The sequence below is a fragment of the Bradyrhizobium sp. genome, assembly GCF_035570375.1.
GTDB lineage: Bacteria > Pseudomonadota > Alphaproteobacteria > Rhizobiales > Xanthobacteraceae > Bradyrhizobium.
In genome coordinates, this window is sequence record NZ_DATMLW010000239.1 from 20,443 (window position 1) to 46,238 (window position 25,796).

30 protein-coding genes are annotated in these 25,796 nt (G+C 60.2%); 19 read left to right on the forward strand and 11 right to left on the reverse strand.

From position 1 onward, the window contains the following. Positions 1-48: 48 nt before the first annotated feature. The 3 genes from VNX23_RS26055 (at position 49) to VNX23_RS26065 (ending at position 2,134) form a co-directional block, all read left to right on the forward strand. The gene (locus VNX23_RS26055) at positions 49-1,278 is read left to right on the forward strand and encodes a molybdopterin-dependent oxidoreductase (protein WP_325634442.1); all 1,230 of its coding nucleotides are present in this window, start codon (positions 49-51) and stop codon (positions 1,276-1,278) included. Between the two features lie 12 nt (positions 1,279-1,290). Next, the gene (locus VNX23_RS26060) at positions 1,291-1,623 is read left to right on the forward strand and encodes a cytochrome c (RefSeq protein ID WP_325634443.1); all 333 of its coding nucleotides are present in this window, start codon (positions 1,291-1,293) and stop codon (positions 1,621-1,623) included. A 142-nt stretch (positions 1,624-1,765) separates the two neighbouring features. Further along, positions 1,766-2,134, forward strand: a complete 369-nt coding sequence (locus VNX23_RS26065) for a response regulator transcription factor (protein ID WP_325634444.1) — start codon at positions 1,766-1,768, stop codon at positions 2,132-2,134. Between the two features lie 7 nt (positions 2,135-2,141). On the opposite strand, the gene VNX23_RS26070 is transcribed toward VNX23_RS26065, so the two are convergent. Together VNX23_RS26070 and VNX23_RS26075 are read right to left on the reverse strand one after the other, a co-directional pair. After that, positions 2,142-2,693 carry an AraC family transcriptional regulator gene (locus tag VNX23_RS26070; RefSeq protein WP_325634445.1) on the reverse strand — a complete coding sequence of 184 codons (552 nt, stop codon included), beginning with the start codon at positions 2,691-2,693 and terminating at the stop codon, positions 2,142-2,144. After that, positions 2,653-2,889, reverse strand: coding sequence for a hypothetical protein (locus tag VNX23_RS26075; RefSeq protein ID WP_325634446.1), 237 nt, complete (start codon positions 2,887-2,889; stop codon positions 2,653-2,655). The genes VNX23_RS26070 and VNX23_RS26075 overlap by 41 nt, the downstream gene beginning before the upstream one ends. Before the next feature lie 396 nt (positions 2,890-3,285). Here VNX23_RS26075 and VNX23_RS26080 point away from each other — a divergent pair, with 396 nt between their 5' ends. Continuing rightward, positions 3,286-4,203 (forward strand): NAD(P)-dependent oxidoreductase, encoded by a 918-nt coding sequence (locus VNX23_RS26080; protein WP_325634447.1) that lies wholly within the window; start codon positions 3,286-3,288, stop codon positions 4,201-4,203. A 90-nt stretch (positions 4,204-4,293) separates the two neighbouring features. On the opposite strand, the gene rpoH is transcribed toward VNX23_RS26080, so the two are convergent. Continuing rightward, positions 4,294-5,220 (reverse strand): RNA polymerase sigma factor RpoH, encoded by a 927-nt coding sequence (gene rpoH / locus VNX23_RS26085; protein WP_325634448.1) that lies wholly within the window; start codon positions 5,218-5,220, stop codon positions 4,294-4,296. A 375-nt stretch (positions 5,221-5,595) separates the two neighbouring features. Here rpoH and VNX23_RS26090 point away from each other — a divergent pair, with 375 nt between their 5' ends. After that, positions 5,596-5,859, forward strand: a complete 264-nt coding sequence (locus VNX23_RS26090) for a hypothetical protein (protein WP_325634449.1) — start codon at positions 5,596-5,598, stop codon at positions 5,857-5,859. Between the two features lie 134 nt (positions 5,860-5,993). On the opposite strand, the gene VNX23_RS26095 is transcribed toward VNX23_RS26090, so the two are convergent. Next, on the reverse strand, positions 5,994-6,443 hold the full coding sequence (locus VNX23_RS26095; RefSeq protein ID WP_325634450.1) for a DUF4142 domain-containing protein: 450 nt from the start codon (positions 6,441-6,443) through the stop codon (positions 5,994-5,996). 429 nt (positions 6,444-6,872) lie between these two features. Here VNX23_RS26095 and hemA point away from each other — a divergent pair, with 429 nt between their 5' ends. The 7 genes from hemA to VNX23_RS26130 all read left to right on the forward strand — a co-directional run bounded on the left by hemA (position 6,873) and on the right by VNX23_RS26130 (position 13,504). After that, positions 6,873-8,105 carry a 5-aminolevulinate synthase gene (hemA, locus tag VNX23_RS26100; protein ID WP_325634451.1) on the forward strand — a complete coding sequence of 411 codons (1,233 nt, stop codon included), beginning with the start codon at positions 6,873-6,875 and terminating at the stop codon, positions 8,103-8,105. A gap of 33 nt (positions 8,106-8,138) precedes the next feature. Continuing rightward, a complete protein-coding gene (locus tag VNX23_RS26105; RefSeq protein ID WP_325634452.1) occupies positions 8,139-9,542 on the forward strand; it encodes a cytochrome ubiquinol oxidase subunit I in 1,404 nt (467 codons plus the stop codon). 22 nt (positions 9,543-9,564) lie between these two features. Next, positions 9,565-10,572 (forward strand): cytochrome d ubiquinol oxidase subunit II, encoded by a 1,008-nt coding sequence (cydB, locus tag VNX23_RS26110; RefSeq protein WP_325634453.1) that lies wholly within the window; start codon positions 9,565-9,567, stop codon positions 10,570-10,572. Next, a complete protein-coding gene (locus VNX23_RS26115) occupies positions 10,572-10,712 on the forward strand; it encodes a DUF2474 domain-containing protein (RefSeq protein WP_325634454.1) in 141 nt (46 codons plus the stop codon). The genes cydB and VNX23_RS26115 overlap by 1 nt, the downstream gene beginning before the upstream one ends. Before the next feature lie 959 nt (positions 10,713-11,671). After that, the gene (locus VNX23_RS26120) at positions 11,672-11,956 is read left to right on the forward strand and encodes a hypothetical protein (protein WP_325634455.1); all 285 of its coding nucleotides are present in this window, start codon (positions 11,672-11,674) and stop codon (positions 11,954-11,956) included. Between the two features lie 2 nt (positions 11,957-11,958). Further along, positions 11,959-12,258 carry a hypothetical protein gene (locus VNX23_RS26125; RefSeq protein ID WP_325634456.1) on the forward strand — a complete coding sequence of 100 codons (300 nt, stop codon included), beginning with the start codon at positions 11,959-11,961 and terminating at the stop codon, positions 12,256-12,258. Positions 12,259-12,574: 316 nt separating this feature from the next. Continuing rightward, positions 12,575-13,504 (forward strand): alpha/beta hydrolase, encoded by a 930-nt coding sequence (locus tag VNX23_RS26130; protein WP_325634457.1) that lies wholly within the window; start codon positions 12,575-12,577, stop codon positions 13,502-13,504. A 97-nt stretch (positions 13,505-13,601) separates the two neighbouring features. Here VNX23_RS26130 and VNX23_RS26135 read toward each other — a convergent pair whose 3' ends face one another. Then, the gene (locus tag VNX23_RS26135) at positions 13,602-14,603 is read right to left on the reverse strand and encodes an NADP-dependent oxidoreductase (protein WP_325634458.1); all 1,002 of its coding nucleotides are present in this window, start codon (positions 14,601-14,603) and stop codon (positions 13,602-13,604) included. Positions 14,604-14,651: 48 nt separating this feature from the next. Beyond that, positions 14,652-14,888, reverse strand: a complete 237-nt coding sequence (locus VNX23_RS26140; protein ID WP_325634459.1) for a hypothetical protein — start codon at positions 14,886-14,888, stop codon at positions 14,652-14,654. A 644-nt stretch (positions 14,889-15,532) separates the two neighbouring features. Here VNX23_RS26140 and VNX23_RS26145 point away from each other — a divergent pair. Beyond that, complete coding sequence (locus VNX23_RS26145; protein WP_325634460.1) at positions 15,533-16,360, forward strand: LysR family transcriptional regulator; 828 nt, start codon at positions 15,533-15,535, stop codon at positions 16,358-16,360. Between the two features lie 170 nt (positions 16,361-16,530). Here the strand turns inward: VNX23_RS26145 and VNX23_RS26150 are convergent, their stop codons facing one another. Together VNX23_RS26150 and VNX23_RS26155 are read right to left on the reverse strand one after the other, a co-directional pair. Next, positions 16,531-17,697: a patatin-like phospholipase family protein gene (locus VNX23_RS26150; RefSeq protein WP_325634461.1), complete on the reverse strand. Its 1,167-nt coding sequence runs from the start codon at positions 17,695-17,697 to the stop codon at positions 16,531-16,533. 40 nt (positions 17,698-17,737) lie between these two features. Continuing rightward, positions 17,738-18,016, reverse strand: a complete 279-nt coding sequence (locus VNX23_RS26155) for a hypothetical protein (protein WP_325634462.1) — start codon at positions 18,014-18,016, stop codon at positions 17,738-17,740. A 286-nt stretch (positions 18,017-18,302) separates the two neighbouring features. On the opposite strand from VNX23_RS26155, the gene VNX23_RS26160 reads away from it, so the two are divergent. Then, positions 18,303-18,518, forward strand: coding sequence for a hypothetical protein (locus tag VNX23_RS26160; protein WP_325634463.1), 216 nt, complete (start codon positions 18,303-18,305; stop codon positions 18,516-18,518). On the opposite strand, the gene VNX23_RS26165 is transcribed toward VNX23_RS26160, so the two are convergent. Continuing rightward, on the reverse strand, positions 18,511-18,849 hold the full coding sequence (locus VNX23_RS26165; protein WP_325634464.1) for a hypothetical protein: 339 nt from the start codon (positions 18,847-18,849) through the stop codon (positions 18,511-18,513). The two genes, VNX23_RS26160 and VNX23_RS26165, sit on opposite strands and share 8 nt — an antisense overlap. 253 nt (positions 18,850-19,102) lie before the next feature. On the opposite strand from VNX23_RS26165, the gene VNX23_RS26170 reads away from it, so the two are divergent. The 5 genes from VNX23_RS26170 (at position 19,103) to VNX23_RS26190 (ending at position 24,208) form a co-directional block, all read left to right on the forward strand. Beyond that, the gene (locus VNX23_RS26170; RefSeq protein WP_325634465.1) at positions 19,103-20,140 is read left to right on the forward strand and encodes a bile acid:sodium symporter family protein; all 1,038 of its coding nucleotides are present in this window, start codon (positions 19,103-19,105) and stop codon (positions 20,138-20,140) included. 83 nt (positions 20,141-20,223) lie between these two features. Further along, positions 20,224-20,937: a dihydrofolate reductase family protein gene (locus tag VNX23_RS26175; protein WP_325634466.1), complete on the forward strand. Its 714-nt coding sequence runs from the start codon at positions 20,224-20,226 to the stop codon at positions 20,935-20,937. An 8-nt stretch (positions 20,938-20,945) separates the two neighbouring features. Further along, positions 20,946-22,241 (forward strand): NAD(P)/FAD-dependent oxidoreductase, encoded by a 1,296-nt coding sequence (locus VNX23_RS26180; protein WP_325634467.1) that lies wholly within the window; start codon positions 20,946-20,948, stop codon positions 22,239-22,241. A gap of 268 nt (positions 22,242-22,509) precedes the next feature. Beyond that, positions 22,510-22,953: a hypothetical protein gene (locus VNX23_RS26185; protein ID WP_325634468.1), complete on the forward strand. Its 444-nt coding sequence runs from the start codon at positions 22,510-22,512 to the stop codon at positions 22,951-22,953. A gap of 265 nt (positions 22,954-23,218) precedes the next feature. Next, complete coding sequence (locus tag VNX23_RS26190; RefSeq protein WP_325634469.1) at positions 23,219-24,208, forward strand: ABC transporter substrate-binding protein; 990 nt, start codon at positions 23,219-23,221, stop codon at positions 24,206-24,208. A gap of 98 nt (positions 24,209-24,306) precedes the next feature. Here VNX23_RS26190 and VNX23_RS26195 read toward each other — a convergent pair whose 3' ends face one another. Beyond that, entirely contained in the window at positions 24,307-24,927 is a 621-nt protein-coding gene (locus VNX23_RS26195) for a DUF1080 domain-containing protein (RefSeq protein ID WP_325634470.1), read from the reverse strand. 144 nt (positions 24,928-25,071) lie between these two features. Then, a partial coding sequence (locus tag VNX23_RS26200) for a VOC family protein (protein WP_325634471.1) occupies positions 25,072-25,796 on the reverse strand: 725 nt, incomplete at its 5' end.

Consider the following 25,796-nt stretch of genomic DNA (forward strand, 5'->3'; position numbering starts at 1 on the left):
CTGCGATCACGCCAGCGGCTTTGCGCAAAATACCTGGGAGGTCGAAATATGAGGCCACGCGGCGCCTTTTCCGATTTGATCACACGGCGGCGACTGCTTGCCACAGCCGCAACAGGCGCGCTTTGGTCGTCAATGGCCAAAGCAGAGCAACTCGCCAACCTGCCGCTGCCTGGAGGTCCTGATGCACGGTCGATCACGACCGCATTCCCGCAGAAGGGGTCGATGATCCTGCAGCGGACGCGTCCTCCGCTTCTGGAAACGCCGTTCGAGGTGTTCGACAGGGGCACATTGACCCCGAACGACCAATTCTATGTGCGCTGGCACTGGGCGGATATCCCGACCCACATCGAGACCGACAAGTTCTCGCTCGTCGTGCGCGGTCACGTCAATCAGCCTTTGTCGCTGTCGCTGCAAGATATTCTTGCATTGCCGCGCGTCGAACTGGTCGCCGTGAACCAGTGTTCCGGCAATTCGCGCGGTTTCTTTCAGCCTCGCGTTAGCGGCGGGCAATGGGCAAACGGCGCCATGGGTAATGCACTTTGGACGGGCGTTCGTCTCAAGGACGTGCTCGACAAGGCGGGCGTAAAGCCCGGCGCCGTCCAGGTGAGATTCAAGGGAATGGAACAGCCCGTGGTGGAGGACGGCCCGCACTTCATGAAGTCGCTCGAGATCGATCATGCCCGCGACGGCGAGGTGATGATCGCCTATGCCATGAATGGCGAACAGCTGCCGCTGCTGAATGGATTTCCGCTGCGTTTGGTCGTGCCTGGCTGGTATGCGACCTATTGGGTCAAGATGCTGAATGATATCGAGGTGTTGGATCAGCCGGATACAAACTACTGGACGAAGGTCGCCTATACCATTCCCGATACGCCGCACGCCAGCATCGAACCTGGTCAAACAAATGTCAGGACGATTCCGATCAACCGGATGGTCCCCAGATCTTTTGTCACAAATCCCGCGTCCGGCAACACCGTGAAGGCAGCAACACCAGTGACGTTCCGGGGTATCGCATTCGGTGGCGATTGTGGCGTGGAAAAAGTCGACATTTCGATCGACCACGGTCAGACCTGGCGCCAAACCCAACTCGGCAAGGATGAAGGCAAGTACGGATTTCGCAAATGGGAGACGCAGCTGATATTCCCGGCACAAGGCGAGTACGGTTTTCAGGTCCGCTGCACCAACAGCAACGGAGTATCGCAACCTGACGCGCCAAATTGGAATCCGGCCGGGTTCATGCGCAACGTCGTTGAATCGATTCGTATCGTTGCGATTTGAAGGGGTTTTCAGATGTTTCGCAGCTTGCTTCCGTTGGTCATTGTCTTCGGTGTCGCCGCAACGCCCTCCATCGCAGATGGCGCCAGGCCGATCGAACTTAAGACCACGCAATTCGACTTGCCTGATAGCGACAGGATGTTCCCCGACGGACCAGGTTCGGATGCGATCAACAACAACTGTCTCGCCTGCCACTCCGCCGACATGGTCTTAAACCAGCCGGCGATGTCGAGAAACGCGTGGACGGCCGAAGTCAAGAAGATGATCAACAACTACAAGGCTCCGGTTGCCCCGGAGGATGTCGGGACAATCGTTGAGTATCTCGTGGCCCTCAAGGGCGCAAAATAGGCCTCTGCTTCGGCGCAATTTCCGATCGTCGAAGCGGCGAATCCCACTATCGAGGCAGGATCAGCGCTGTCCAAACCTACGTATTATTTCAAAAACCTGATTTACGGCCCACTCTTAAGTCAGGGGAGCGAGGAAGGTCGCCTTGGAAGTACATGTCATTTCAGTCGTTGACGACGACGCCTCGGTCCGGGCAGCAGCCGATAACCTTCTCAGCTCGCATGGATATATGGTCCATACTTTTGCGTCAGCGGAAGATTTCCTTCGGTCGGCTCGACTGGAAGACACCTCTTTCGTCGTTGCGGATGTGCAAATGCCCGGCATAAGCGGCCTGGACCTTCTGACGGAGGTTCGGAGACGCGGCAATCACACGCCGTTCATTTTTATCACGGCGTTCCCTGATCAGAGCGTCCGAGCCAGGGCCTTGAAGGCGGGAGCCGTCGGTTTGCTTGAAAAGCCGTTTGCGTGTTCGACCCTGATTGACAACATCGAAGCCGTCTTGAATCGCAAGTAAAGAGAATCTAGTTGGGTCGGCAACGGCAGGCGATCTTTCGATCGCGCCTGTATTCACTTGGCGTGACGCCGGCATACTTGCGATATGCCCTCGTGAATGAACTTGTTTCGCGGAAGCCGATCCGGGCGCCGATCTGTGTCACCGGAAGCGCCGACTGCAGCAGCAGGTCTCGCGCTTGGTTCATCCTACGGACCATGTGGTAGCGATGAGGGGGAATCCCGAAAGAATGCCTGAAGGCGCGTGCAAAATGATACGGACTGAGCTTGGCCAACCTTGCGAGCGCGAGCAGGGAAATTTCTTCGGCGAGATGCTGTTCGATATACGCCACGACCAGTTTCTGCTTTCGCGCGGACAGGCCGCCGCGAATTGGCGTCGTGCCACCACGATTCGTTGTTTCCGGTGACATGATTTCGCTTGGTATGATCAAGGCCATCACAAATGGCGCTGATATGAGCGGCAGTCCTGGCGAGGAATGGGTGACATATACTGGATGCCACCCATCGTCCTTGCGATTTGCATCAGCTTCCAGAGGGACGAAGCGAAGGATCTTCGCCGCCAACTCTCGACGAATCCCTGCCACTGAAGCCGAAGTCTTCGAGGTTTCGGCCTTCCTCAGTGGTAAGGGAGGGCGCAGTCACCTGATTATAGGCACCGCGGAAGGATTGACTGTGGTAGTTCATGCCTTTCGCGAACACCGGCGTCGCAACGGCGGTGGAAAGAATTATCATGGCAGTCAGTGTCTTGATCTTGGTCATCGGTTCTCTCCATACGGATTTGTCGGCGCCATCGCGCCTGATGCCGATGTAAGTCCGCCAGTTCTCATCACCATTAAATTGGAGTTCATGCGATCTGGCCCGGCTCACGCGGGCGTGTGTTCGGCCCGCGCCAATTGCGCGGATCAAGCCTTGTTTCCGTGAGCTTCCGCGATCCGCCAGGAAGATTTCGAACGCAGCAAGCCGGGACAAGCGGGAATTCGGTCGCGTCACCATCTTTGCAAGCATATCGATTGCAAACGAATGCAGCGCATGCGCTGCTCATCAGGTGTTGTCATGTCCAATTCCGAATCAAGCAAGCGGGACGACCAACCCGCTCCTCTTTCCGCCTCGGCCACCGAGCCTCAAGTCGACTCCCCTTCCCTTCTCCCACCGATCATGGGCGAAATAGGTTTCATTGGGCTTGGCCGCATGGGCACTGCGATGGCCGCAAACCTCGCGGCAGCCAGGCGGCCGGTGATCGCCTATGTCCGTCGCAAAGATCAGATCGCCGAACTCAAGTCGCTCGGCATCGGGGCTACGACAGATATGGGTGACCTGCTCGACTGCCAGCTCGTCATCAGCATGTTGCCCGACGACGACGCGGTGCGCCAAGTCGTGCTTGGCAGCAGGGACGGTCGACTTGACGGACTTGCCGACGGCCTGATGCCCGGAGCGATCCATCTGTCCATGAGCACGATCAGCACTGCATGCGCCTCGCAGCTGTCGGCAGAACACGCGCGGCATCAGCAAGGCTACGTCGCAGCGCCGGTCTTCGGTAACCCCGACGCCGCCAAGGCGCGGCAACTGTTCATTGTCACGGCCGGGGCCCCAGCCGATTTAGTGCGGTGCCAGCCGATCTTCGACTGTCTTGGGCAGAGGACTTTTGTAGTCGGGGCCGATCCGCAGGAAGCAAATCTGATCAAGCTGCTCGGCAACATGATGACCGCAACCGCGCTCGAGATGCTCGCGGAAGCCATCGCGGTAATACGAAAGCGCGGACTGGATCCGCGACCCTTCATCGAGATCATGACGAGCACGATGTTCAGCGGCAGGGCGCACAGGATCTACGGCGACAAGATCGTGCGGCAGGCTTATGCGCCCGGTTTCATGTTGCCCCTCGTGCTCAAGGACGTTCGCCTGGCGCTTGCGGAAGCCGAGAAGGCAGGTACGCCGATGCCATCGGTGGGCGTGGTGCGAGATCGGCTGATCACCGCGATTGCACGCGGTTACGGCGATCTCGACTGGGCCGTCCTCGGCCAAATCGCGGCGGAGGAAGCTGGCCTTCTCCCGCTGGCACAACCGCTGCCCAAGTGAGGCTGGGGGTTCTGAAGATCTCCCAAAGACAGAATTCCGCCATCAGCGATCGCGTCACTCTTGCCGACAGGATTGTTCGATCAAATCCGGCTAGGTCGCCGCGAGCGCTGCCGGCACCTTGGCGGCAAAGTTCCTTGTCGCCTTCCTCACCTTCTCAAACGCGCGCACTTCAATTTGCCGGATGCGCTCGCGCGACACGTTGAATTTCTCCGCGAGTTGTTCGAGCGTCTCGGGTACGTCGGCCAGGTGCCGCGCCTCGAAAATCTGCCGTTCACGCCCGTTCAGCACCTCGATTGCGTTTGTCAGTGCGCTGAGCCGGCGTTCCTTTTCGTCCTGTTCGACCACGATGGTCTCAGGCGACGGCGAGTCATCGACGAGCCGATCCTGCCATTCGCCGGTCTCGCCGTCCTCGTGAAGCGGCACGTTAATCGATCTGTCTCCCACGATGCGGCGGTTCATCTCGACGACCTCCTGATCCGCAACGTCGAGGTCTTTCGCTATCAAGGCGACGTGTTCGGGATGCAGGTCGCCGCTTTCCAGCGCGGCAATCCTGTTCTTGGCCGAGCGCAGCTTGAAAAAGAGCTTTCTCTGGGCTGCCGTGGTTCCAATCTTCACCAGCGACCAGGAACGCAGGACGTAATCCTGGATGGATGCCTTGATCCACCACATCGCATAGGTGGAAAACCGAACACCCCTCTCGGGCTCAAAGCGGTTCAACGCATGCATCAATCCTACATTGCCTTCGGAGATAATCTCCGCCATCGGAAGGCCATAGCCGCGGTAACCCATCGCTATTTTGGCGGCAAGCCGCAAATGGCTTGTAACGAGCCGATCGGCCGCTTGACGGTCACCTTGCTCGCGCCAGCGCTTGGCGAGCGCATACTCCTGGTCCCTCCCGAGGACCGGGAAGCGGCGAATATCGGTGAGATAATCCTTGCTGGCTCGGCCATTAGCGGCAAACGCCAGCTGGCGCCCGCTTCGAATTGTGATCTCCCGGAATTGTCCCTCGATACCCATGTCAATCGCTCCGACCTGCAAGAATCTGGTTTTCGCTTCAAACGGTGAATGCATCTCTAGAGATAAGAGATTTGATCCCGGCGCCATTAAATTGAGGGTTATGAAGCTAACTTCGAATTCGACCGGCAGGCCCCCCGAAAATCACGGATCAGCGATCGAACTCTTTTCCTTGAGCCAAACGGCGACGACCGGAAGGCGCATGGCTGCGCTCGACATCACGCGCTGTCCCACACCGGACCGCGCGCGTGATGTCTGAAGCTTTATTTAGTGGTTCGCCCAGCGCCTCTGCTTAGGTAGCGCCTGTCCACTCTGAACACCGCGCAATCGGGCGCGACGTTGCCCCCCCGCAGCGCATCAAATCAACGGAGACAGAGAATGCGAAAGACAATTCTGTCGGCTCTCGGCGTTTTGCTGATTGCCGGATCGGCGGCCCAAATTACCCCAGCGTTCGCGCGTCATGTTGGCCATGCACCGACAGCTTCAAACGAAACGATCCGCAATGCCTATGATTCTGCCAATGGCGCCGCGGGCTGGTGCAGCCAGGAGCCCGGAAACCCCTATAACCCGAACACCGATTACCAGGCATGGTCCGCCTGGCGTGCGCTCGGGGCCTGGGATAGTCGCAACGACTGCCAGTGAGGCGATTGCTCTGCAAAGGCAGCGCTTGATCGAGCTACGAGAAAGGGCGGCCGCAAGCCGCCCTTTTGTTTTGCCTCGGATAGAGGCAATCATCTGAATTCACGACACCTCATTTTTCCGGAACGGAGCCAGTGTCACTTGGACGCCGTCTCATCTCCGGCGAGCTTCAAAGCTCGATCGAGATGGTCAACGATCTTTGGCAAGGTCGCCCGCGCAAATTGCTTCAGGTCCGGATCGCTGCCATTCAGGATCTCGTTCCGGAACAACGCCTCGTTCCCCTTTTGATAGTCGACCTGGCCCTGGATGTAGTCGCGGTCGAGCGAGCCGGCGCGATCTGCCTTGAGCGAGGCAACCATGGTGTCGTAGGCGCCGTGCAAAAGCGTATTGGCAGGCGCCTCGATGTTCTTGCGCGCCAGAATCCTGTTCAGCGCGTCGACGACGGGAATGTGAGTAACCACCATGAGGTGGGCGTAATCCCGAATGGCAGCCGTCGTGGCTCCTTTTTCGGCAACGCGGCCGGAATGGATTTGAAAGGGAGCCCCGAGATTGGCCTGCGCCACGAAGTTGTAATCTTCGGGGCTCAATTTCGCAGAAGCTGATGTGACTAGCGCATCGTTAGTCTGCGCCCACGAGATATGGGGACCGGCGGCGAGCAGCAGCGCCGTGACGGCTGCGCATGAGATTGCAACGACATTTGCCGAACTTCGGAAGAAAGTTCGACGACGCGTTGTTTTGCTTCGAATTCTTTGGGCGCTGGTCAGCATTGCGGACTCCTGTTCGGCTGGACCGTGAAAGCACCTGACGTAGTTCGTTGCGCGGCAGCACATTTCAAATTCACCCGACCCCTTCCGTGAGCCTGGATCGGGTGGCCCGCAGCCACCGATCGATGCACAAGACGCCTCATTTCAGATTCGCCCGATCGCCTTGTGCGGTGGCAATCATCACTCGTTGCCAGTCCGACGCAGCGGCCAGATATCAGTTGCGAGTTTGACCCGAAAGGCAGGGAAAAGGAAATGACTGGAGCGTTCGATTTCAGCGAGACGTTTGCGCAACTGATTGCCGAGATGAAGCGGGATGGCCGCTACCGCTCGTTCATACAGCTGGAGCGGATCGCCGGAGAATTTCCTATGGCTTTATGGCACCACCCCGATGGTTCGAGCAGTCGCGTGACGGTGTGGTGCAGCAATGACTATCTCGGCATGGGTCAGCACCCGGACGTGCTGGCGGCCATGCATCGAACGATCGAACGCTCGGGTGCGGGCACCGGCGGGACTCGCAATATTTCCGGAACCAACCTGGCGCACGTGCAACTCGAGACCGAGCTTGCCGATCTGCACTGCAAGGAAGCTGCGCTGATCTTCACATCGGGGTGGGTATCGAACCTCGCCGCCCTCGGTACGCTCGGGCGCCTGCTGCCACGCTGCGCGGTCTTTTCCGACGCCCTCAACCACAATTCCATGATCGAAGGCATCCGCCGTTCCGGCGCGGAGCGCTTCATATTCCGCCATAACGATGTCGCGCATCTCGACGAGATGATGAGTTCGGTCGACCCCGCGCGCCCGAAGATCGTTGCGTTCGAAAGCGTCTACAGCATGGACGGGGACATCGCGCCGATAGCGGCAATCTGCGATGTTGCGGAAAAACACGGCGCAATCACCTACCTCGACGAGGTCCACGCAGTCGGCCTGTACGGCCCGCGCGGCGGCGGCATTGCCGAACGCGATGGCGTGACCCATCGCGTGACCTTGATCGAGGGAACACTTGCGAAGGCTTTTGGCGTCATGGGCGGCTATGTCACCGGCCCCGCTCTCCTAATGGACGTCATTCGCAGCTTTGCCGAAAGCTTCATCTTCACGACCTCTCTTTCCCCTCACCTCGCCGCCGGCGCACTGGCCGCCGTGCGCTACCTCAAGGACCATCCGGAGCGACGGATCACGCAGCAGCGCAACGTTGCAAAACTAAAATCGATGCTGGCGGCGGCCGGGATGCCGGTGCTCGATAGCGCCAGCCACATACTCCCCGTGATGATCGGCGATGCGCACCAGTGCAGGCTTACGAGCGAGCTGCTTCTTTCGGAGCACGGCATCTACATCCAGCCGATCAACTATCCCACGGTGCCGCGCGGCCTGGAGCGGCTGCGCATCACGCCCTCGCCCTTCCACACCGACGAGCACATGGCGCATCTGGTCGATGCCTTGCGCGACGTTCGTGTGCGGTTGAGCTGGCCGATTGCGAAGGCTGCGTAAATCGGGGACACCTGCTGAACAATGTGAGGATTTATGTTTGGGCTGACAGCACTTGAACTTGCGCGAATCCAGTTCGGATTCACGATATCGTTTCACATCATTTTCCCGGCGATCACGATCGGGCTTGCGAGCTATCTGGCGGTACTCGAGGGCCTGTGGCTCTTGAAGAAGGACGCCGTCTACGTCGAACTCTATCACTTCTGGTCGCACATTTTTGCCGTGACTTTCGCCATGGGCGTCGTGTCTGGCCTGGTCATGGCCTATCAATTCGGCACCAACTGGAGCCACTACTCCAATTTTGCGGGAAGCATTACCGGCCCACTCCTCAGCTATGAGGTGCTGACCGCGTTCTTTCTGGAAGCAGGCTTTCTGGGCGTCATGCTGTTTGGATGGAACAAGGTCGGCCCGGGCCTGCATTTCTTTTCCACGGTGATGGTCGCGGCCGGCACGCTCATCTCGGCGACCTGGATTCTGGCCTCCAACAGCTGGATGCAGACACCGCAGGGTTTCGAAGTCATCAACGGACGCGTGGTGCCCGTGGACTGGCTGAAAGTGATCTTCAATCCTTCGTTTCCCTATCGCCTGGCACATATGACGGTGGCCGCCTATCTCGCCACCGCATTATTTGTCGGAGCGTCCGGCGCATGGCACCTGCTCAAGGGTCGCAACACACCTGCCGTGCGCACGATGTTCTCGATGGCGATGTGGCTTGTCCTTATCGTCGCGCCACTGCAAATCGCAATTGGCGACGCCCATGGACTGGTGACGCGCGAGCATCAGCCAGCAAAGATCGCCGCGATCGAAGGTCACTGGGCGAACAAACCCGGCGAGAATGTGCCGCTGATCCTGTTCGGCTGGCCCGACATGGCCGCCGAGAAGACGCGCTATGCGGTCGAAGTGCCGCATCTGGGCAGCCTGATCCTGACCCATAGCTGGAACGGCCAGATCGCCGGATTGAAGGATTTTGCGCCCCAGGATCGGCCGGACTCCACGATCGTGTTCTGGACTTTCCGGATCATGGTGGGACTTGGTTTCCTGATTGCCCTGCTTGGGGTCTTAAGCGCTTGGGCGCGATGGCGAGGAGTTCTGTTCGAATCCAGGAACTTTCAGCGTTTCGCCTTGATGATGGGACCGGCAGGCCTGATCGCGATCCTCGCCGGCTGGCTCACGACCGAGATTGGCCGCCAGCCCTGGGTCGTCTACGGCGTGATGCGGACAAAGGACGCGGTGTCCAATCATTCCGCGCTCGAGCTGTCAGCGACGCTGGTCCTGTTCATGGTTCTGTATACGGCCGTCTTCGGAACCGGGATCCGCTACCTCATGAAGCTGGCAGCAAGAGGCCCGGAACAATTCGGTGGGCATTTTCCTGCGCCACCCCCGGAGACCGGCCGACCAGCGCGTCCGCTGTCGGCGGTTGCCGACCCCCTGGACGCCTAGGCAACAACAGGAGATAGCAACGATGGGAATCGATCTTCCGGTCATCTGGGCGCTTATCATTGCGTTCGGCCTGATGATGTATGTCGTGATGGACGGCTTCGATCTGGGGATTGGCATCCTGTTCCCGTTCATTCGCGATCGCGTCGATCGCGATACGATGGTGAACACGGTCGCGCCGGTCTGGGATGGCAATGAGACCTGGCTGGTGCTCGGCGGTGCGGCCCTGATGGGCGCTTTCCCGCTCGCCTATTCGGTCCTGCTAAGCGCCCTCTACATCCCCCTGTTTTTCATGCTGGTGGGCTTGATCCTGCGCGGCGTCGCTTTTGAATTCCGCTTCAAGGCGGACGAGACCCACAGGCCGCTTTGGGACAAGGCGTTTGCCTCAGGGTCCTACCTCGCGACGTTTTCGCAAGGCGTTGCGCTGGGCGCTTTCATCAATGGCTTCACGGTGTCGGCCAATGCCTACGACGGCGGCAGCCTCGATTGGCTCACGCCATTCAGTCTCTTTACCGGCGCCGGTCTCATCGCGGCATATGCCCTGCTTGGCAGCACCTGGCTGATCATGAAGACCGAGGGTGCGCTTCAGCATCGTTTCAAATCGATAACGCGTCCGATAACGCTTGTCGTCCTGGCCGCGATTGCCGTCGTGAGCCTTTGGACGCCGGCCGACCATCCGGAGGTTTCGGCGCGATGGTTTTCATTTCCCAACATACTCCTGTTCTCGCCGGTGCCCGTTCTCGTGGTGGTCACGACCATTGCCATTCAACGCGTCATCAGACAGGAAACCCACGCTGCGCCGTTTGGCCTCGCGTTGTTTCTGCTGTTCCTGGGCTACACCGGCCTTGCGATCAGTCTGTGGCCGAACATCATTCCGCCGGCGATCTCGATCCGCGAAGCCGCGGGGCCCCCGCAAAGCATGGGTTTCACACTGGTCGGCGCACTCTTCGTCATACCATTCATACTCGGCTACACCGCGATGTCCTATTACGTGTTCCGCGGGAAAGTCAAAGCAGGCGAGGGTTATCATTGATGTCCAAGAAGGGCACATTGCAGCTGCAGCTTCGCCGCTCCGGCTGGCTCGTTCTCATCTGGGCGATGAGCGTTCTCACTCTGGGCGTCGTGGCAAGCCTGTTTCGCGGCTTGATGACGCTTGCGGGCCTGACCGTGTGATTGATTGAGCTGACGCGATGACGGAACAGCGAAGGCGATAGCGAAACCAAAGGATAGTCTGTCCCACCATATGGCTGCATCGGCAACACTTCCGTGTAATTGAGACACTCCCTGTCCGCGCTTAGGCTAAGTGTAGTGATTTTGAAAGCGCCGGTGTTTGGTTCGAAGGCACCGCAAACGAAAGTCCTCCCTCGGCGAGGTACGAGGCGGCTTCGACCAGGAAGAGGAAATAATCAGGTCTCAAGCGACAGCGAGAGGAGCCAGAGATGCAGAGCAATTCACAGGTCGTCCAACGTGCCCAGCGTTGCACCGTTTGTGACGGAAGGTTCGGTCTTGTTCGACACTACTCCTGGCGAACGGCTCTCTGTTCGAGGAAATGCGTTGATCGCTTCAAAGGTCGTCAGGAGAGCAATCGTAAATGGCTGATGTTTGCTATCCCGGTGCTGCCGGACAGCGCCACCCGCCCCTACCTCTGACGTGCGACGGCCGGCGAGCCATACCTGGGTATAGTTTCGCTCAACCCATGAAGTAATTGGGCTAATCTCTGTTGCATTGAGAAATACGGACACGAACGCCAAATTTCTGTCATCGAACTTCCGGGGTCGATTTTCCCCTCCTCCCCCGCGATCGACTTGGGCGCGGCCGGCCGCCGCCAATCGATGGTCGGCCGCTAGTTTGACAATTCCGGTCGAGTTGCCGCCGATGAACAACTGGGGCCGGCTTGCTGAAGCTCCGTTGGTGCCGCATACACTATCTCGGAGAAGCGCATGGCGATTGACAAGTTGAGGCGCTCCACTCTTTTCGGTTTTGGATCACTGATGGCCGGTGTCGCCGCGTCGGCTGCTGGCCGCTCAGCTGCAGCCACCAGCAAGCCAATGATCGCGCCGGGAGCCCGGAAGCTTTCCGAGCTCTCAGATCGCCTGCGTGCGCCTCGCCGGCGCGATTTCAGGACAGTACCGATGGTTCTCCAGCATCCCGATTTCTGGGACGATGAAGCGCTCAAGGATATCATCGCCTACCGGGGCGATCGCAGGCAGGTATGGGACAGTACCGACATCGCAGGCCCTTGGCTCAACCTGATGCGCAACGCGCTCAACGCCCAGATCTTCTCGTTCGGGCATCAGGATTTTCTCGCGGTTTCCGCGACCCACGGCACGGCCCATCTTGCCCTGTTCGACCAGCCAATGTGGGACAAGTACGAACTTGCAGCATTTGCACGCGCCAAGTTCACGACCAATACTTGATCGTGCCCAAGGCAGCGCCCGCTGATTTTGCGCAACATGAGAATCCCGGGAGCATGTTCGAGCCGGCCGGAAACACGATCCCCGCGTTGCAGGAGCGCGGCGCGGTCTTCCTCGCCTGCCATAATGCGATCTGGGAGCTGACTGCAAAACTCATCGAAGCAGACAAAAACCCGGATCACAAATCGCACGAGGCGATAGCCGCCGAGCTGACCAACCACCTTATCGACGGAGCGGTGCTTACCCCTGGCGTCGCGGCGACGATCCTGGAGCTGCAGCAGGCCGGATTCCATTATGCAACGTGAGGCACGCGCCCAAGAGAAACGGCCCCAACTCGAAGATGTGGCCATATGCTCGCAACACACGCTCAGCGCAAGCTCTCATCCTCGATTGTCGTGCTCGCAGACGCCGGTGGGCCCCCAGCAGGGAGCCTTGCACACCGCCGTACACGGTCTACATCAATTGAGGCCGATCATGGTCTCCCAAACGCCCGCTTCGGCGTCGCAGGCAGATCCCGGGTCCGGCAATCAGCGCTGCGCCGACAAGAAACACGCTGGTCCAGAGCTGCCGTGAAATTGCCAAACCGCAGACCGATCCTCAATCGCTTAGCGGCATGGTTCCATGATGATAAAAGGCCTTTCAACCTGTCTCTTGCTGGTGATAGCCGCGCTCTCAGGGCGTGGCATCCAGCCCGAACGGCCGCATGGCGCTCCAGACCTGATGGAGGCCGGATTGGTCGAGGATACCAGTGCCTCGAGCAACCCCGGCGAAGATCCTTGCTCCGGCTTGTCGCTGTCGCGGGGCCTGAAATACACCGACAGCAGCCAGAATCTGCTCGATGTCGCAACTCGCGGCGACCGGGGTGCGGCGTCACTCCCCGTGCTGCTGTTCATCGCCGGAGAAAGTTTCACGAACGAGGGAACATCGACCGATTGGGCGGTGCGGGACCAGGCGATGTGCCTTGCCGCGCGCAACGGCATGGTTGGCGTCAGCATGAGCTATCGACGTGCGCCCGCCTATCCATGGCCGTCGGGCGCCAAGGACGTTGCCGCGGCGGTGTCATGGATCCATCAGAACATCGACCTGTTCGGCGGGGACGCGCGCGAGATCATTGCCATCGGCTATTCCGTCGGGGCATTCCACCTTGCGAGTTTTCTTGCGCACAAGGAATTGCAGGTGGCCGATTCCGATGTCGCCGCTGCGGTACTGCTGTCGGGAATTTATCACCCTGGCAAGGAGGGCAACGATGACGAGCGATCCTATTTCGGTGCGGATGTCAGCAAATATGGCGACCGCTCGGCCTTCCCCGGCATCCTCGAGGTAGACGCGCCGATCGTGCTCGCCTGGTCGGCTGCAGATCCACCGCGCCTGATCGCGGAAGCCGAGCAGCTCAGGCAGCGACTTTGCGCCACCGGACATTGCCCGCGCATTGCAGAGCTGATGGATCGCGAGACTCCCGCCGCGGTGTTTGACCTCCACGGCTCGGGCAAGAGCCTCGCCGAACGAACCTATCAACTCATCAGCCAAATAGAGGCGCGCGGCTTGCCGTAAAGTGCCATGGAATTTGCTTGAGCCGGACAGGCATTGAGAGTCGGCCCGCGGGTTGACCAGCTGCGCCGGCCCGGTCGGCGCCATCGAGAAAGCTTCATCAACTCATCGCAACCACGACTTTGCCTTTGGCGTGTCCACCTTCGAGGTAGGCCAGAGCCTCGGGAATTCTCGCAAACGGATATGTCCTGTCGAGGATAACCTTCAGTTTTCCCTGTTCGATGAGTCCGGCAAGCAGAGCGAGGTCGCTGCCGCTTGGATGCATGAAGAGGTATCGATAGCCGATCCCGGCACGTCGAGCCCGCGATCTGATGCCGTAGCTGATAGTCCAGAACAGGGCGGCAAGAGCCCGGCTGCCGCCGAGGTCGATCGCCGTTTGCGGCTCCGGAAGTGCGGCTACCGAGACGATCTTCGTTCCCGGCTTCATTAGCTCAAACATTTGGTTCAGGGTTTGGCCGCCGATCAGGTCAAACCCTGCATCAAATCCGCCGTCCGTTTTGGATATGTCCTGAGCCGTATAATCTATCACCTCATCGCAGCCGAGCGAGCGCACCAACGCGTCACCGCGCTTCGAAGCCGTTGTTGTGACATGGGCGCCCAGCCATTTGGCAATCTGAATTGCAAAGGTGCCGACCCCTCCGGCGCCGCCTGAAATGAACACCTTCTGCCCTGGTTTGACATCGAGTTCGTCCCTCAATGCCTGCAGGGCCGTCAGCCCCGCCAGCGGTACCGCCGCGGCCGCCGGGAAATCCAGATCGCCGTGCATATGCGCGGCGAGATCCTCATCGACGCAGGCCTGCTCGGCGAATGCGCCTGCACGATCCTTCGCAACCCGGGCGAACACACGGTCACCGACGTGGAACCGTTTGACTTCGCTGCCAACGGCAATGACTTTGCCCGCGAGTTCGTTGCCAAGCACAAACGGAAGCTTTGGCCGCATGATTGCACGCAGCTTCCCCTGTCGGAACTTGAAATCTACCGGGTTCAGGCCCGCCGCCCGTACTTCAACGAGAAGATCGCGCGGCCTCGGCACCGATACCGGGACATCCATCAACACCGAGCCTTCTGGACCGCCATAATGCTGCAGAACGTAGGCGCGCATGGGTCTCTGCGCTCAGCAAGGGATATCGAATGGCATCATGCCGACGATTCATAGACGGTCCGGTCCTCCGAAACAACTTTGGTGCGGATGCCTGTGGAGCGGCGCGTGACGCAACGGCTCATGGCTGCACCCGTCGAAATCCCCCACGCCATTCGCCTTGCCCTGCGCGTTCAAACTCGGCCATGGCCCTTCGAGCCGGAAGGTTCCGATGGCGTAGGCCCTGTCGAGGGCCGCTGTCGAAAGCCAGATGCTGATCGCAGCGCACATGATCAAAGGCTTACTCATGACGAAACTCTCCTCGTAAATCATTTGGCCGAATCGGATTCGCCCATGGCGCGTTGGTAAAGCTGCGCACGCGCGGGGCCGGAATGCCTACACTATAGTGCTCTGCGGTATCCGCGCTCTGACAGGCTTCGGGCTTGGGATAGTGAACGACGTCACTCCCGGCCGCCAGCGCCGGCGCCGCAACCGCGCTGGCAACCGCTGCAATCCATGCTTTCATCAGCAGGCGATGGTACATTCGCGTGTGCCTTTCTGAGGTGCTTGACGGAGCCGTTTCAGCCGAACGGCGGAATGAGATCGTGCTGGGTAAGGCTTGACATCGCGCCGTCCGAATTTTTCGCAGTGGCTCAGCGTATCAATTCGGATTCCGGTTTGCCCATCGCCCGATAGACCTCGGCAGTCAAATGAGGCATCGACGCCGGCGTGAGCACCCGCTCGACGGCCGAACTATGCGGATAGTGTGCCAGAAATTCGTGGGCCAGCCGCAGCGACTTCGAATCCTCACTGAAAATGCTGGACCGGATGATCGGTACCTTGTTCGTAGGCGGCTCCTTTCGTTGCCCGTTAAATGGACCTGCAGGGGGCGCGCCGATAAGATGGAATAATCCGAACGCACTATGTCGAATGATCGAATAATAGGTAACGTCATGCCGAGTCCCGGTTTTGCCGAAACGAACGTTTTTCTCGCGGTGCTGGAGCAGAAGAGCTTCAGCAAGGCTGCCAAGCTGCTCGGGCTCTCACCGGCACGGGTAAGTGAACTGGTGCGCCAGATGGAGGATTCGTTGGGTGTTCGCCTGATCGAGCGTACGACGCGCTCGGTGGCGCCTACGACCGCCGGAGAGCGTCTGTTCGAGCGGCTGCGTGTGGTCGTTGCCGACTACGAATCCGCGCTTAACTCGACCAAGGAACTCCGCGGCAAACCCGCTGGCGTACTGCGCCTTAACGTGGCGCCTCCGGCCGCCGATCTGTTGCTTGCGCCGGCAATCTCGCGCTTTCTGGCGCTTTACCCGGAAATTTCCCTGGAGATAAATGAAGACAGCGGTTTGACCGACATTGTCGCCGCTCGTTTCGATGCCGGAATTAGGCCCGGAGAACGTCTCGCGCGCGACATGATTGCCGTGCGGATCAGCGATGAAATGCCCGTCGTGGTCGTCGGTTCTCCCGCTTACTTCGCAACCAAGGGAAAGCCACAGACTCCTCGCGACCTCGTTGCGCACGATTGCATTCGATTTCGCTTCCCCAGCGGAGCGCTCTTTCCGTGGACATTTCGACACAAGCAAAGGCCGATGGAGGTTCAGGTCGAGGGGCGGCTGATCCTGAACGGGATGCGCATCGCGCATGAGGCGGTTCGCGATGGAGCCGGAATCGTGCAGCTACCAATTCCGTACGTGGCGCGGGATCTTGCAGCCGGACGGCTGGTTACCGTCCTGGATGATTGGGCGCCACCGCCGATTGACGGCTTTTTTCTTTATTAGCCGGGCAGCCGTCAGCCGCGTCCCGCGCTGAATGCACTCGTCGATTTTCTGCGGCATCCGCCAAAGCGACGTAAAGGCGCTGCAAATTGACCTGGCCTTGCCGCTCAACTGATATCGACAGCATCCCCTTCAATCGACTTTTGCGTAGCCGGCCATCGCCGATGGCCGCTTCAATCGCGACCATCGTGAACGAGGTCGAAGGTGCGTACGCCTTCCCCGTCCGGACGCTCCAGAACCTCGGGGTGACGCAATGTGCGCCGCGCGTCGTGGTAGCCGGCGCGCCAATGCTCCTTCATGCTCAGCCGCGAGAACTCGTAGTCCTTGGAATGGCCCTCGTAATTCCTGGCGCGATAGATCAGATGAACGATGCTGTAGACCTTGCGATGCGCGACCGTGCTCAACAGCTTCGCCTCGGCGCTGTTCTTCAATTCGTCCGGCAGTTTGTCGATGAGCCCCGCCACGGCGTGCTGCAACCGCTGCACATGCTTGAACTGATCGGTGCCGGCGCGGGTGCGGCTCGAATAGCGGATCTCTTTTTCGCGAGTCATGACTTCGAGCATGTGGCGCGGCAACTCGCCGCGCGCACTCCACAGGTCGACCTGGAAGGCCAGGGTGTCGCGGCGCGGCCGGCTCTCGACCACCCATTGCAGCGGCGTGTTCGACACCAGCGCGCCGTCCCAGTAGTGCTCGCCGTCGATCTCGACGGCCGCAAAGCCCGGTGGCAACGCGCCGCTCGCCATCACGTGCTCGGGCCGGATGGTATCGTCGGCGCTGTCGAAATAGACGAAATTGCCCGTCCTTACATTGACCGCCCCGACGCTCAATCGGGTCATGCCGGCATTGAGGCGATCGAAATCGACCAGCCGCTCCAGCGTGCGCTTGAGCGCGGCGGTATCGTAGAAGCTCGTGGCCTCGATGGTTCCGGCCGGATGCAGCCAGGGCACGAGCGGCCGCACAGCGAAGAAGCCGCTTGCTCCGCTCGCCACCGCCAGGCCGGCGCTCATCTGATTGAGAAGGTTGCGCATGGCGTCGCCCCGCGGAAGAGCGAATGGGTCGTTGAACAAGGGCCATGGTCCGCCGGACGTGATGTCGGCCCAAAACGTGCGCAGCCGATCGACCCGGTCATTCGGCGCATTGCCGGCGATGATGGCGGCGTTGATCGCCCCGATGGATACGCCGGAGACCCAATCGGGTTGAATGCCCGCCTCGGCAAGCGCTTCATAGACGCCCGCCTGATACGCGCCGAGCGCACCGCCACCCTGCAAGACCAAGGCCACGGATTCGAAGGGAAGATGACGTTGTGCCGCGCCGACATTCGGCTTGCTCTGAACATTCATTTTAGTTTTCCTTATCGATGCTCTGACTGGTGCCTCGCGTTCATGGATCGTCTTTCAATGCCAGTGCCCTTCGCCCACGGTCACGCCGGACCGTCTCGCCTGCGGCCGTATGATCGCGAGGAACTTTGACATCAAACACCTCCATCTCTCGATGGCGCCGGCAAAATCGATACTTCGGCAACGCCGGCCTGCAATGCCAATGCAAATAGGCCTCCTGTAGAAGCCCGATAATCCCGCTTTCTTTTGCATGATCTTTGCGTTTTTCGAGGAAATCGATGCTCCGATAGTCACGCTCGATCAATTTGGCGTGCATCGCCATCGTCACGCCGCACCAAGCCGGGCGGGCTTACAGACGGCACTCCCGCCTCCTGGATCGACCCCGCCAGCGAAACGGACTCCTGCTCGGACGTTGCCGCAGAATTTTTTCCATTGCTGATCGTTCACGCCCCCTTGAAGAGCAACGGCTCTTCTAACACCAAATTTAGTCGTGTCAGCGAAATGCATCCCTATCTCAGCTGCACAAGAAGCAACAATTCGGCAGATGACGCAGGCAATCGCAAAGGAATGCCGTCATCGTCCGTTCGCCCGTTGAAAGGAAAAAGGCCATGAACCTCACATTGATTGCAGCAGCCACCCTCTCGCTGTTGGCCGCAACGCCGGCGCTGGCAATGCAACGCGGCGGTCACCATCGCTACGCCTCCCAGCATGTGAGAAAATTCGACTACAGGTCGGTTTACGGCGCCTACGGTTTCGACCCGGGCGGCGACTTCGCTCCCGGAGACGTTTCCGACGACTTCGCCCGCCGAAACACGTTCAACTGAGCCGGAAGCAATAGCGACCTCCTTCCGTCAATTCAGCGGTTTCGCGACCTCGCGTGGTGAGGGGCTTCATCCAAAGCTTCAGACCTTGTTTGACCGCGCGGCCGCTTCTCCGTTTTCGGTAATCTCGATGCGTCATGATGGCCTGATCCAGGCTGGACCCAATCCAGAGTCGGAAATCGTGCCATCGCGCGTCAACGTCGTTTTGTTCTCGCGATAGCTGGTCTCTGAACAGATTTTTAATGGCGACGGCCTGGTCGTCTCTTATCTCAACAATTGTTCGCACAATGAAGGAGACAACGATGACGACCAGTGCATCAACAATCGCAGTCAATTACGACGTATGGATCAGTTGCTCTCACTGGGGGATGTTTCCGGTGCAGCGAAAAATTCGGAAGGCGTAAGCCGAGACCAGTTGCCTGAGAAAAAGGGGTATCGCTGAGTTTGCGTTCAGGCACTTTCGAGACTGCGCGGTGCCGACGTTTGGCCGTATACGTCGTCCACCGAAAGTGAGGCTTGCCGATTTTACCGGCCCGACGCGCTGGCGAATGTTTTGCGAATTGCCCGAATGAACCAGATCGCCGGCCATGTCACGACTCAAGTTCCTGCCTGACAACTTTACCCTGGCACTGATCGGGACGCTCGTTATGGCAAGCCTCCTGCCATGCCGCGGCGCAGCGGCCGTGATCGTTGATTATCTCACCAATATCGCTATCGCCCTCTTGTTTTTCCTGCATGGGGCAAAGCTGTCGCGCCAAGCAGTGATCGCGGCGGCAGGCAACTGGCGGCTGCACGTTCTGGTGCTGCTGACGACATTCGTCCTGTTTCCGCTGTTCGGCCTGGCGCTCAAACCGCTGCTCTCGCCGCTCGTGACGCCCACGCTCTTCGCCGGCATCTTGTTCCTGTGCACCCTGCCGTCCACGGTTCAATCCTCAATCGCCTTCACGGCGATCGCGAAGGGCAACGTACCGGCGGCGATTTGCAGCGCCTCGGCCTCCAGCATCGTCGGCATCTTCATCACGCCGCTGGCGGCGAGCCTCGTACTTTCAAGCCATATCGCATCGGGGTCGGCCTGGCGCACCGTCGGGGAAATCGTATTGCAGCTTTTCGTGCCCTTTGTTTGCGGGCAACTGCTGCAGCCGCTGACCGGTGGATGGATCGAGCGACATGAGAGCGTCGCAGGCGGGGTCGACCGGGGCTCAATCCTGCTCATCGTCTATTCGGCTTTGAGCGAGGCAGTCGTTGAAGGACTGTGGCATCAGATTCCGCCTTCGGCGCTGGCCGGGCTGTTCGTCGCCGATGGCATCCTTCTCGCCGCTGCGCTGATCACTACCGCCCTGCTGAGCAAATGGCTGGGCTTCGAACGCGCCGACCGGGTGACCATCGTCTTCTGTGGCTCGAAGAAGAGCCTCACTCAGGGCGTCACCATGGCGAAAGTGATGTTTGCTTCGCGCGCCGTGGGCGCGGCGATCCTGCCTCTGATGCTCTTCCATCAGATCCAGCTGATGGTCTGCGCGGCGCTGGCCCAGCGGTGGGGCCGTCGGGCGGAGACCCTCCCTTCCCTGGCTTCAGCGGACACATTTTCTCGATCTTCGCGACACGGCGGTCGAACGAAAATAAGTTGATTCGGTTGAAGAAGGTCAGCGAGAACGATATCGATGACGAGCGATCGCCGGGCTTGGGCTCAGATGCTTGGAGAAGATTTCGCATGAAACCGCACGTCATTTGCCTCATGGCTTGCAGCGTCGATGGCCGGACGCTCCCAAGTCGATGGCGCCCCAAGAGAGCAGCCGGTGACCAGTTCGAACGAGTGCACGACGAACTCGGCGGCGACGCCTGGCTTATCGGCCGCGTGACCGGCCAGGAGTTTGCGAAAGGCAAAGCCTATCCCGTTTCGACGAAGGAGACCTTTCCGCGCGAGCCATGGTTTGCACAGCGCGATGCGAAGGCGTACGGCGTCGTACTCGACACCCGTGGCAAGATCGCCTGGAACCGTTCCGACATCGGCGGCGATCCGATCGTTGTCGTGCTTTCCGAGACGGTGTCGGACGCACATCTGGCGGGCCTGCGCAGCGAGGGCGTGTCTTATTTTTTCGCCGGGAAGTCCGAATTGGATCTCGCGTTGACACTGGAGATCCTCAATCGCGAACTTGGCGTGTGCCGATTGCTGCTCGAAGGCGGGGGTGGCGCGAACGGAGCGTTTCTGCGGGCGGGTCTTGTCGACGAACTATATCTGATCGTTTCCCCGGCCGTGGACGGCGCGAAGGGAGCGCCGAACGTTTTTGACTCAACGGAGGCCGAGGGCGACCACCGCGCCCCCGTCACCGCGATGACGCTGGAGAGCAGCCAAGCGATGGAAGGCGGAGCGATGCTGCTGCGCTATCGGATCGAGAACGCGCCTCGACATCCGACTGCTAGTTGAGCCTCCGCATGGATCGCCCCGATATGGACCACATCCTCGTCGTCGGCGCCGGCGCCGCGGGCCTGATGGCCGCTCGCGATCTCGGACGCGCGGGCAGAAGGGTGACGATCCTGGAAGCGCGTGGCAGATGCGGTGGGCGCATCAATTCGCTCCCGGCCGCGGAGTTCGGATATCCGGCGGCAGGGGGCGCCGAGTTCGTGCATGGTGAAGCGCCTGTCACGCATCGTTTATTGAGCGAGGCGGGACTTTCGCTGCTGCCGATCAAAGGGACGCGGTGGACAGTGGAAAGGGGGAAGTTCTCCAGGGGTACCCTGGCTTCAAATGAGCCGGAGCTTCACAAGGCACTCCGAAAACTTAGGGAGGACCTGCCCGTCGCCGAATTCCTGAGAGAGCATTTCGCGGGTCCCCGCTACGAAAGACTGCGGCAATCCATCGAGCGGATGGTCGAGGGCTACGACGCTGCCGATCCGGAACGGGCCAGCACATTTGCACTTCGCGACGAGTGGATGGGTGGAGAACGGAGCACGCAGGCCCGCATCGCCGGCGGGTACGGCGCCGTCATCGATTTTTTGATTTCGGAATGTCGCAAAACTGGCGTCACGATCCACCTCGACGCAGCTGTGAGCGCCATCGAAACGAGCAATGGAGGCAGCCCTGTCGTCGTCTGCACCAACCGCGATGCTCATACATGCGATGCCGTAATCCTCACGATGCCTGTTCCTCTCCTTAGAGGGATCGTGCTTCCTCCGCCGGAACGCGAAAAGGTCGCGGCAACCGCCGCGAAGATCGGCATCGGCAACGTCATCAAGATCCTGCTGCGCTTCGAGACCCGTTGGTGGCTCGACAAGGTGAAGGATCTTGGCGATCTGACATTCCTGCTTTCGGATGCAAAGATACCGGTCTGGTGGACCCAGCAGCCTGCTGACTTCCCCGTGCTCACGGGTTGGTTTGCGGGTCCGAAAACCGAAGCGATGGCGCATCTTGACGAGCATGGACTGATCGAAGCGGGGCTCGCATCGCTCGCCAAAATTTTCGACCTCGATCGCAAAGAGCTGATGCGCAATCTGGTGGCGGCGCGGGCCATCAACTGGGCTCGCGACCCGTTCGCGCGCGGAGCCTATTCCTACGTCACGCTCGAAACCCGCCGCGCACAATCTGCGCTCGCCAGTTCAGCCGGCCGACCGGTTTTCTTTTCCGGCGAAGCGCTCTACCACGGGCGGGACATGGGTACGGTTGAAGCGGCGCTGGCAAGTGGCCTTCAGACCGCGCGCACCATTCTGGCGCCTGAGCCTCAACGGTCCTAGGGCGGTGCGGCTTTTTCTGCTGCAGGAACCAGCGGGTTTACTTCGGCCACTTACCGGGAACTCATTCTCCTGATGACCTGCGGCACGCGCATGTGGTCCATGCCGGAACGAATCCGACCCCGAACATTAAAGTAGATGCTCCGACTACAGACCTGTGGACTACGGAGCACTCAATGTCGGCCGGCCGCGGCGCAGCACGGGAAGCGCTAATTGCCGAGAGGCGTCGTCGCTGTCTGCAACAGGGGGCAGCTTGTAGAGGAGAAAAGATGTGAAACAGACGACTGTTGGAAAAATTGCGATTGCGACCGCGGCGTTCGCGGGTACGGTACTGCTCTCCGTCGGCTGGTCCGAACAACGCGGCGTCGCGCTGTCGATTGAGAGCGCCCAAGCGCGCGTCGGTCACCCGGCGACCGCAGCGAGTGCTGCGGGTGTCTCGCGTCGACACTACCGGCGCGCCGCATACGGCCCCCGTGGAGGTGTCGTGGGCGCCGGAGTAGCGGCGGGCGTTGGGCTGGCGGCCGGCGCGGTTGGCACCGCTGTGGCCACCGCTACCGCACCTTTTGGCGGCCCTTACGCTTACGCAGGTCCCGGCCCTTACGCAGGTCCCGGCTGGGCTGGCGGCTACTATGCGAGCAGTCCCTGGGGTGACTACGCCTGCAGTCCTTCTGCTGCCGGCTGCCGTCCTTACGCATCCAAGGATTGGTCTCGCTAGCTGATTCCGGCAGGGATGGCTCTCACCCTAATGAGGTGGTCGCCATGCCTGCCGAGATTCCGCCCCGGTCGGCGGCTTGATCCGAACCGGCTTTGGCTTCTCCTTCTTCACCAGTCACCCATGCGCGCTGGTTCGACCGCTGGTCGCCCGCCAGCGCATGTGCTTTGATGAGCCGACGCCAAGCGGCGTGAGAACTGCTGTGCGACCAACGCGGCGACGCGCTGCCATCCGTCGTCGCCGGCAGGAAGGGCAGCCAGGAAATCGCATGACCGACCGCCGCTCGTTGATCAAATCGCTTGCGGGCGCCGCACTCCTCGGCGCGACTGCGGCCAATGCGCAACGAGCGAAATCCGTCACCATTGGTTACCTGGCGCTGCTGCCAGGCGAGGATCGCATGAGCTTCATGGCAAGCTTCATGCGCCGCCTCAATGAGCTTGGTTACGTCGAGGGTAAAAGCTTGCATTTCGAATATCGTTCGGCCGACGGCCGGCCCGAGCTCCTGCCCGCTCTCGCCGCCGAGCTTGTCGGCATGAAGCCCGACGTTCTCGTCACTGGATTTGGCACTGTGGCTGCGAAGGCCGCCAAAGCGGCGGCCGCGGGCGGCATCCCTGTTGTCTTCATGGCTGTCGGCGATCCCGTTGGCGCGGGTGTTGTCGAAAGCCTGGCGCGGCCGGGAGGCAATGTCACGGGATTGTCGGACCTTGCGTCCAATCTGCAGGGCAGCCGTCTTCAATTGTTGCGCGAAGTCGCCCCTTCCGCTTCGGTCGTGGGCGTCGTGTTCAATCCGGGCACGCCCTACGCCGCGCTGGCCTACAAGGAACTCGGGGCAGCGGCCGAGGTCGCTAAAATCGGGCTGCGCCCGTTCGAGGTGCGCTCGGCAAAGGAAATCGAGCCGCAGCTTCTGGCCGCCAAAGCCGCAGGAGTTGGCGCACTTGTGATCTTCGAGGATCCCCTTACGCTCAGCCAGCGTAGTGAGATCGCGATGGTCGTCGCGCGCTTGCGGTTACCTGCCGTCTACGGCTACCGCGAGTTTGCCGAAGCCGGCGGCCTGATGTCCTACGGGACCGATCACGGCACGCAATGGCGGCGCGGCGCAGAATTTGTCGACCTCATCCTCAAGGGCTCCCGGCCCGCCGATATCCCGGTCGAGCAACCGACCAGGTTCGAACTCGTCGTCAATCTGAAAACCGCAAGGGAGTTGGAGCTGCCGGTCCCGCCGACCATCATGATCCGCGTCAACGACACGATCGAATGACGATGGTTTCCGCTATCGACGCCTCATGCCGGGCAAAAAAGGGCTCCGTGCACCTTGCGGTGCACGGAGCTCTTGAATGGTAAGCAGTCGCGGCAAGTCTAGAGCGGCCTGATCTCGACTTTGCGGAATTTCACCACGCCCTTGTCGTTGGCGACGCCCTTGTCGTCCTTGTTGCCAAGGCCATGCTGAAGGCCGATCCGCCCGCTCGCAAGTTTGGGGTCGTTCGCGCCATCCACTGTCTTTTGCCCGTTCAGGACTACCGTGAAGGTCGAACCTTTCGCCGTGATCTCGTAGACGTTCCACTTACCGGCGGCCTTCGGCATCGGATCGACCTTGGCGAGGTTGACGATCGCGCCCGTGCCGTAGCTCGGCTCAGGGCGGGCGTCCCAGATGTTTACCTCATAGCAATTTTCCGCGGTAAGCTTCTCGGGATCGGTGCAGCGAATGTAGATGCCGCTGTTGGAATCCGGCTCGACCCAGAATTCGGCCCTGATCTGAAAATCGGTGTAGCCGTTCTTGCTGACGAGAAAACCGTTGCCCTTGTCGGCAACGATGAGGCCATCCTCGACCCGCCAGTTGGCGTCGCCAATCTTGTTGAAATTGTCGAGGCTCTTGCCGTCGAACAGCGTGACCCATCCGGTCTCGCTTGACGCCTGCGGTGACCAGGAAAGCGCGGCGAGGCCCATGAAGAATAGAGCGATGGCAGACCGGCGTTTCATAAAATTCTCCTCCCGATTTTCTTGATGCGGGCCCCTTTTTAAGGCCCGCTCTGTCTCGAACTCTGTGATGATAGCAGCCGCCGCGTTCTCCGGGAAGCTGGCGGAGCCGTTCTGACCGCGCCAGTCATGGCCTGTAGATCAAGGCTACCTGCCCTTAACCGGCGGCGTGCCGTGGGTATGGAATGACTCGATCGTCTTCAGCCCCCACGCCTGCCCCTTCTTGCGCTCCTCCTCGGTCCACACGATCGGTTTCCAGTCCGGCGCCAGGATCAGGCGCGCGCCGGCATTGGCGACCTCAACCCGGTTGCCGCCAGGTTCATAGACGTAGAGGAAAAAGGTCTGCTGGATCGCGTGCTTGTGCGGGCCGGTCTCGATGAAGACGCCGTTCTCCAGAAAAATATCGGCCGCGCGCAAGACATCCTCGCGGCTGTCGAGCGCGTAGGTGAGGTGATGGAAGCGGCCGGGCGTGCCGGAGTGATCGTGCGAATAGGCGAAATCGTAGCTTTTGTTCGTCATTGTCATCCACATCGCCGCTTCCGTGCCGTCGTTGAGGATGATCTGCTCGGTCAGGCAGCAGCCCAGATATTCCTCGAAGAAAATCCGATTGGCCTTGATGTCGACGGCGAGACAATTGAGGTGATCGAGGCGGCGGACATTGACGCCGCGCGCCGGGAAACGCTGCGCCTGGTTCTTCAATGCCGGCTTCAATTCGGGCGGCGCCTCATACCATTCGGTCTCGTAATAGATCTCGACGAGATGGCCGTCGGGATCGTGGAACTGGTAGGCCGGGCCATGGCCGAGTTCATTCTCGACCCAGCCGACGCCGGAGCCCGCGTCTTTCAGCGCCTTGACGCGCCGCTCGAGTGCCT

Bases quoted from the DNA above. Each gene is read 5' to 3' on its own strand.
- VNX23_RS26055 (WP_325634442.1), top strand. From the start codon at position 49: ATGAGGCCACGCGGCGCCTTTTCCGATTTGATCACACGGCGGCGACTG.
- VNX23_RS26060 (WP_325634443.1), top strand. From the start codon at position 1,291: ATGTTTCGCAGCTTGCTTCCGTTGGTCATTGTCTTCGGTGTCGCCGCA.
- VNX23_RS26075 (WP_325634446.1), bottom strand. From the start codon at position 2,889: ATGACCAAGATCAAGACACTGACTGCCATGATAATTCTTTCCACCGCC.
- VNX23_RS26080 (WP_325634447.1), top strand. From the start codon at position 3,286: ATGGGCGAAATAGGTTTCATTGGGCTTGGCCGCATGGGCACTGCGATG.
- rpoH (WP_325634448.1), bottom strand. From the start codon at position 5,220: ATGGGTATCGAGGGACAATTCCGGGAGATCACAATTCGAAGCGGGCGC.
- VNX23_RS26090 (WP_325634449.1), top strand. From the start codon at position 5,596: ATGCGAAAGACAATTCTGTCGGCTCTCGGCGTTTTGCTGATTGCCGGA.
- hemA (WP_325634451.1), top strand. From the start codon at position 6,873: ATGACTGGAGCGTTCGATTTCAGCGAGACGTTTGCGCAACTGATTGCC.
- VNX23_RS26105 (WP_325634452.1), top strand. From the start codon at position 8,139: ATGTTTGGGCTGACAGCACTTGAACTTGCGCGAATCCAGTTCGGATTC.
- cydB (WP_325634453.1), top strand. From the start codon at position 9,565: ATGGGAATCGATCTTCCGGTCATCTGGGCGCTTATCATTGCGTTCGGC.
- VNX23_RS26115 (WP_325634454.1), top strand. From the start codon at position 10,572: ATGTCCAAGAAGGGCACATTGCAGCTGCAGCTTCGCCGCTCCGGCTGG.
- VNX23_RS26120 (WP_325634455.1), top strand. From the start codon at position 11,672: ATGGTTCTCCAGCATCCCGATTTCTGGGACGATGAAGCGCTCAAGGAT.
- VNX23_RS26130 (WP_325634457.1), top strand. From the start codon at position 12,575: ATGATGATAAAAGGCCTTTCAACCTGTCTCTTGCTGGTGATAGCCGCG.
- VNX23_RS26135 (WP_325634458.1), bottom strand. From the start codon at position 14,603: ATGCGCGCCTACGTTCTGCAGCATTATGGCGGTCCAGAAGGCTCGGTG.
- VNX23_RS26140 (WP_325634459.1), bottom strand. From the start codon at position 14,888: ATGAGTAAGCCTTTGATCATGTGCGCTGCGATCAGCATCTGGCTTTCG.
- VNX23_RS26145 (WP_325634460.1), top strand. From the start codon at position 15,533: ATGCCGAGTCCCGGTTTTGCCGAAACGAACGTTTTTCTCGCGGTGCTG.
- VNX23_RS26150 (WP_325634461.1), bottom strand. From the start codon at position 17,697: ATGAATGTTCAGAGCAAGCCGAATGTCGGCGCGGCACAACGTCATCTT.
- VNX23_RS26155 (WP_325634462.1), bottom strand. From the start codon at position 18,016: ATGGCGATGCACGCCAAATTGATCGAGCGTGACTATCGGAGCATCGAT.
- VNX23_RS26160 (WP_325634463.1), top strand. From the start codon at position 18,303: ATGAACCTCACATTGATTGCAGCAGCCACCCTCTCGCTGTTGGCCGCA.
- VNX23_RS26170 (WP_325634465.1), top strand. From the start codon at position 19,103: ATGTCACGACTCAAGTTCCTGCCTGACAACTTTACCCTGGCACTGATC.
- VNX23_RS26175 (WP_325634466.1), top strand. From the start codon at position 20,224: ATGAAACCGCACGTCATTTGCCTCATGGCTTGCAGCGTCGATGGCCGG.
- VNX23_RS26180 (WP_325634467.1), top strand. From the start codon at position 20,946: ATGGATCGCCCCGATATGGACCACATCCTCGTCGTCGGCGCCGGCGCC.
- VNX23_RS26190 (WP_325634469.1), top strand. From the start codon at position 23,219: ATGACCGACCGCCGCTCGTTGATCAAATCGCTTGCGGGCGCCGCACTC.
- VNX23_RS26195 (WP_325634470.1), bottom strand. From the start codon at position 24,927: ATGAAACGCCGGTCTGCCATCGCTCTATTCTTCATGGGCCTCGCCGCG.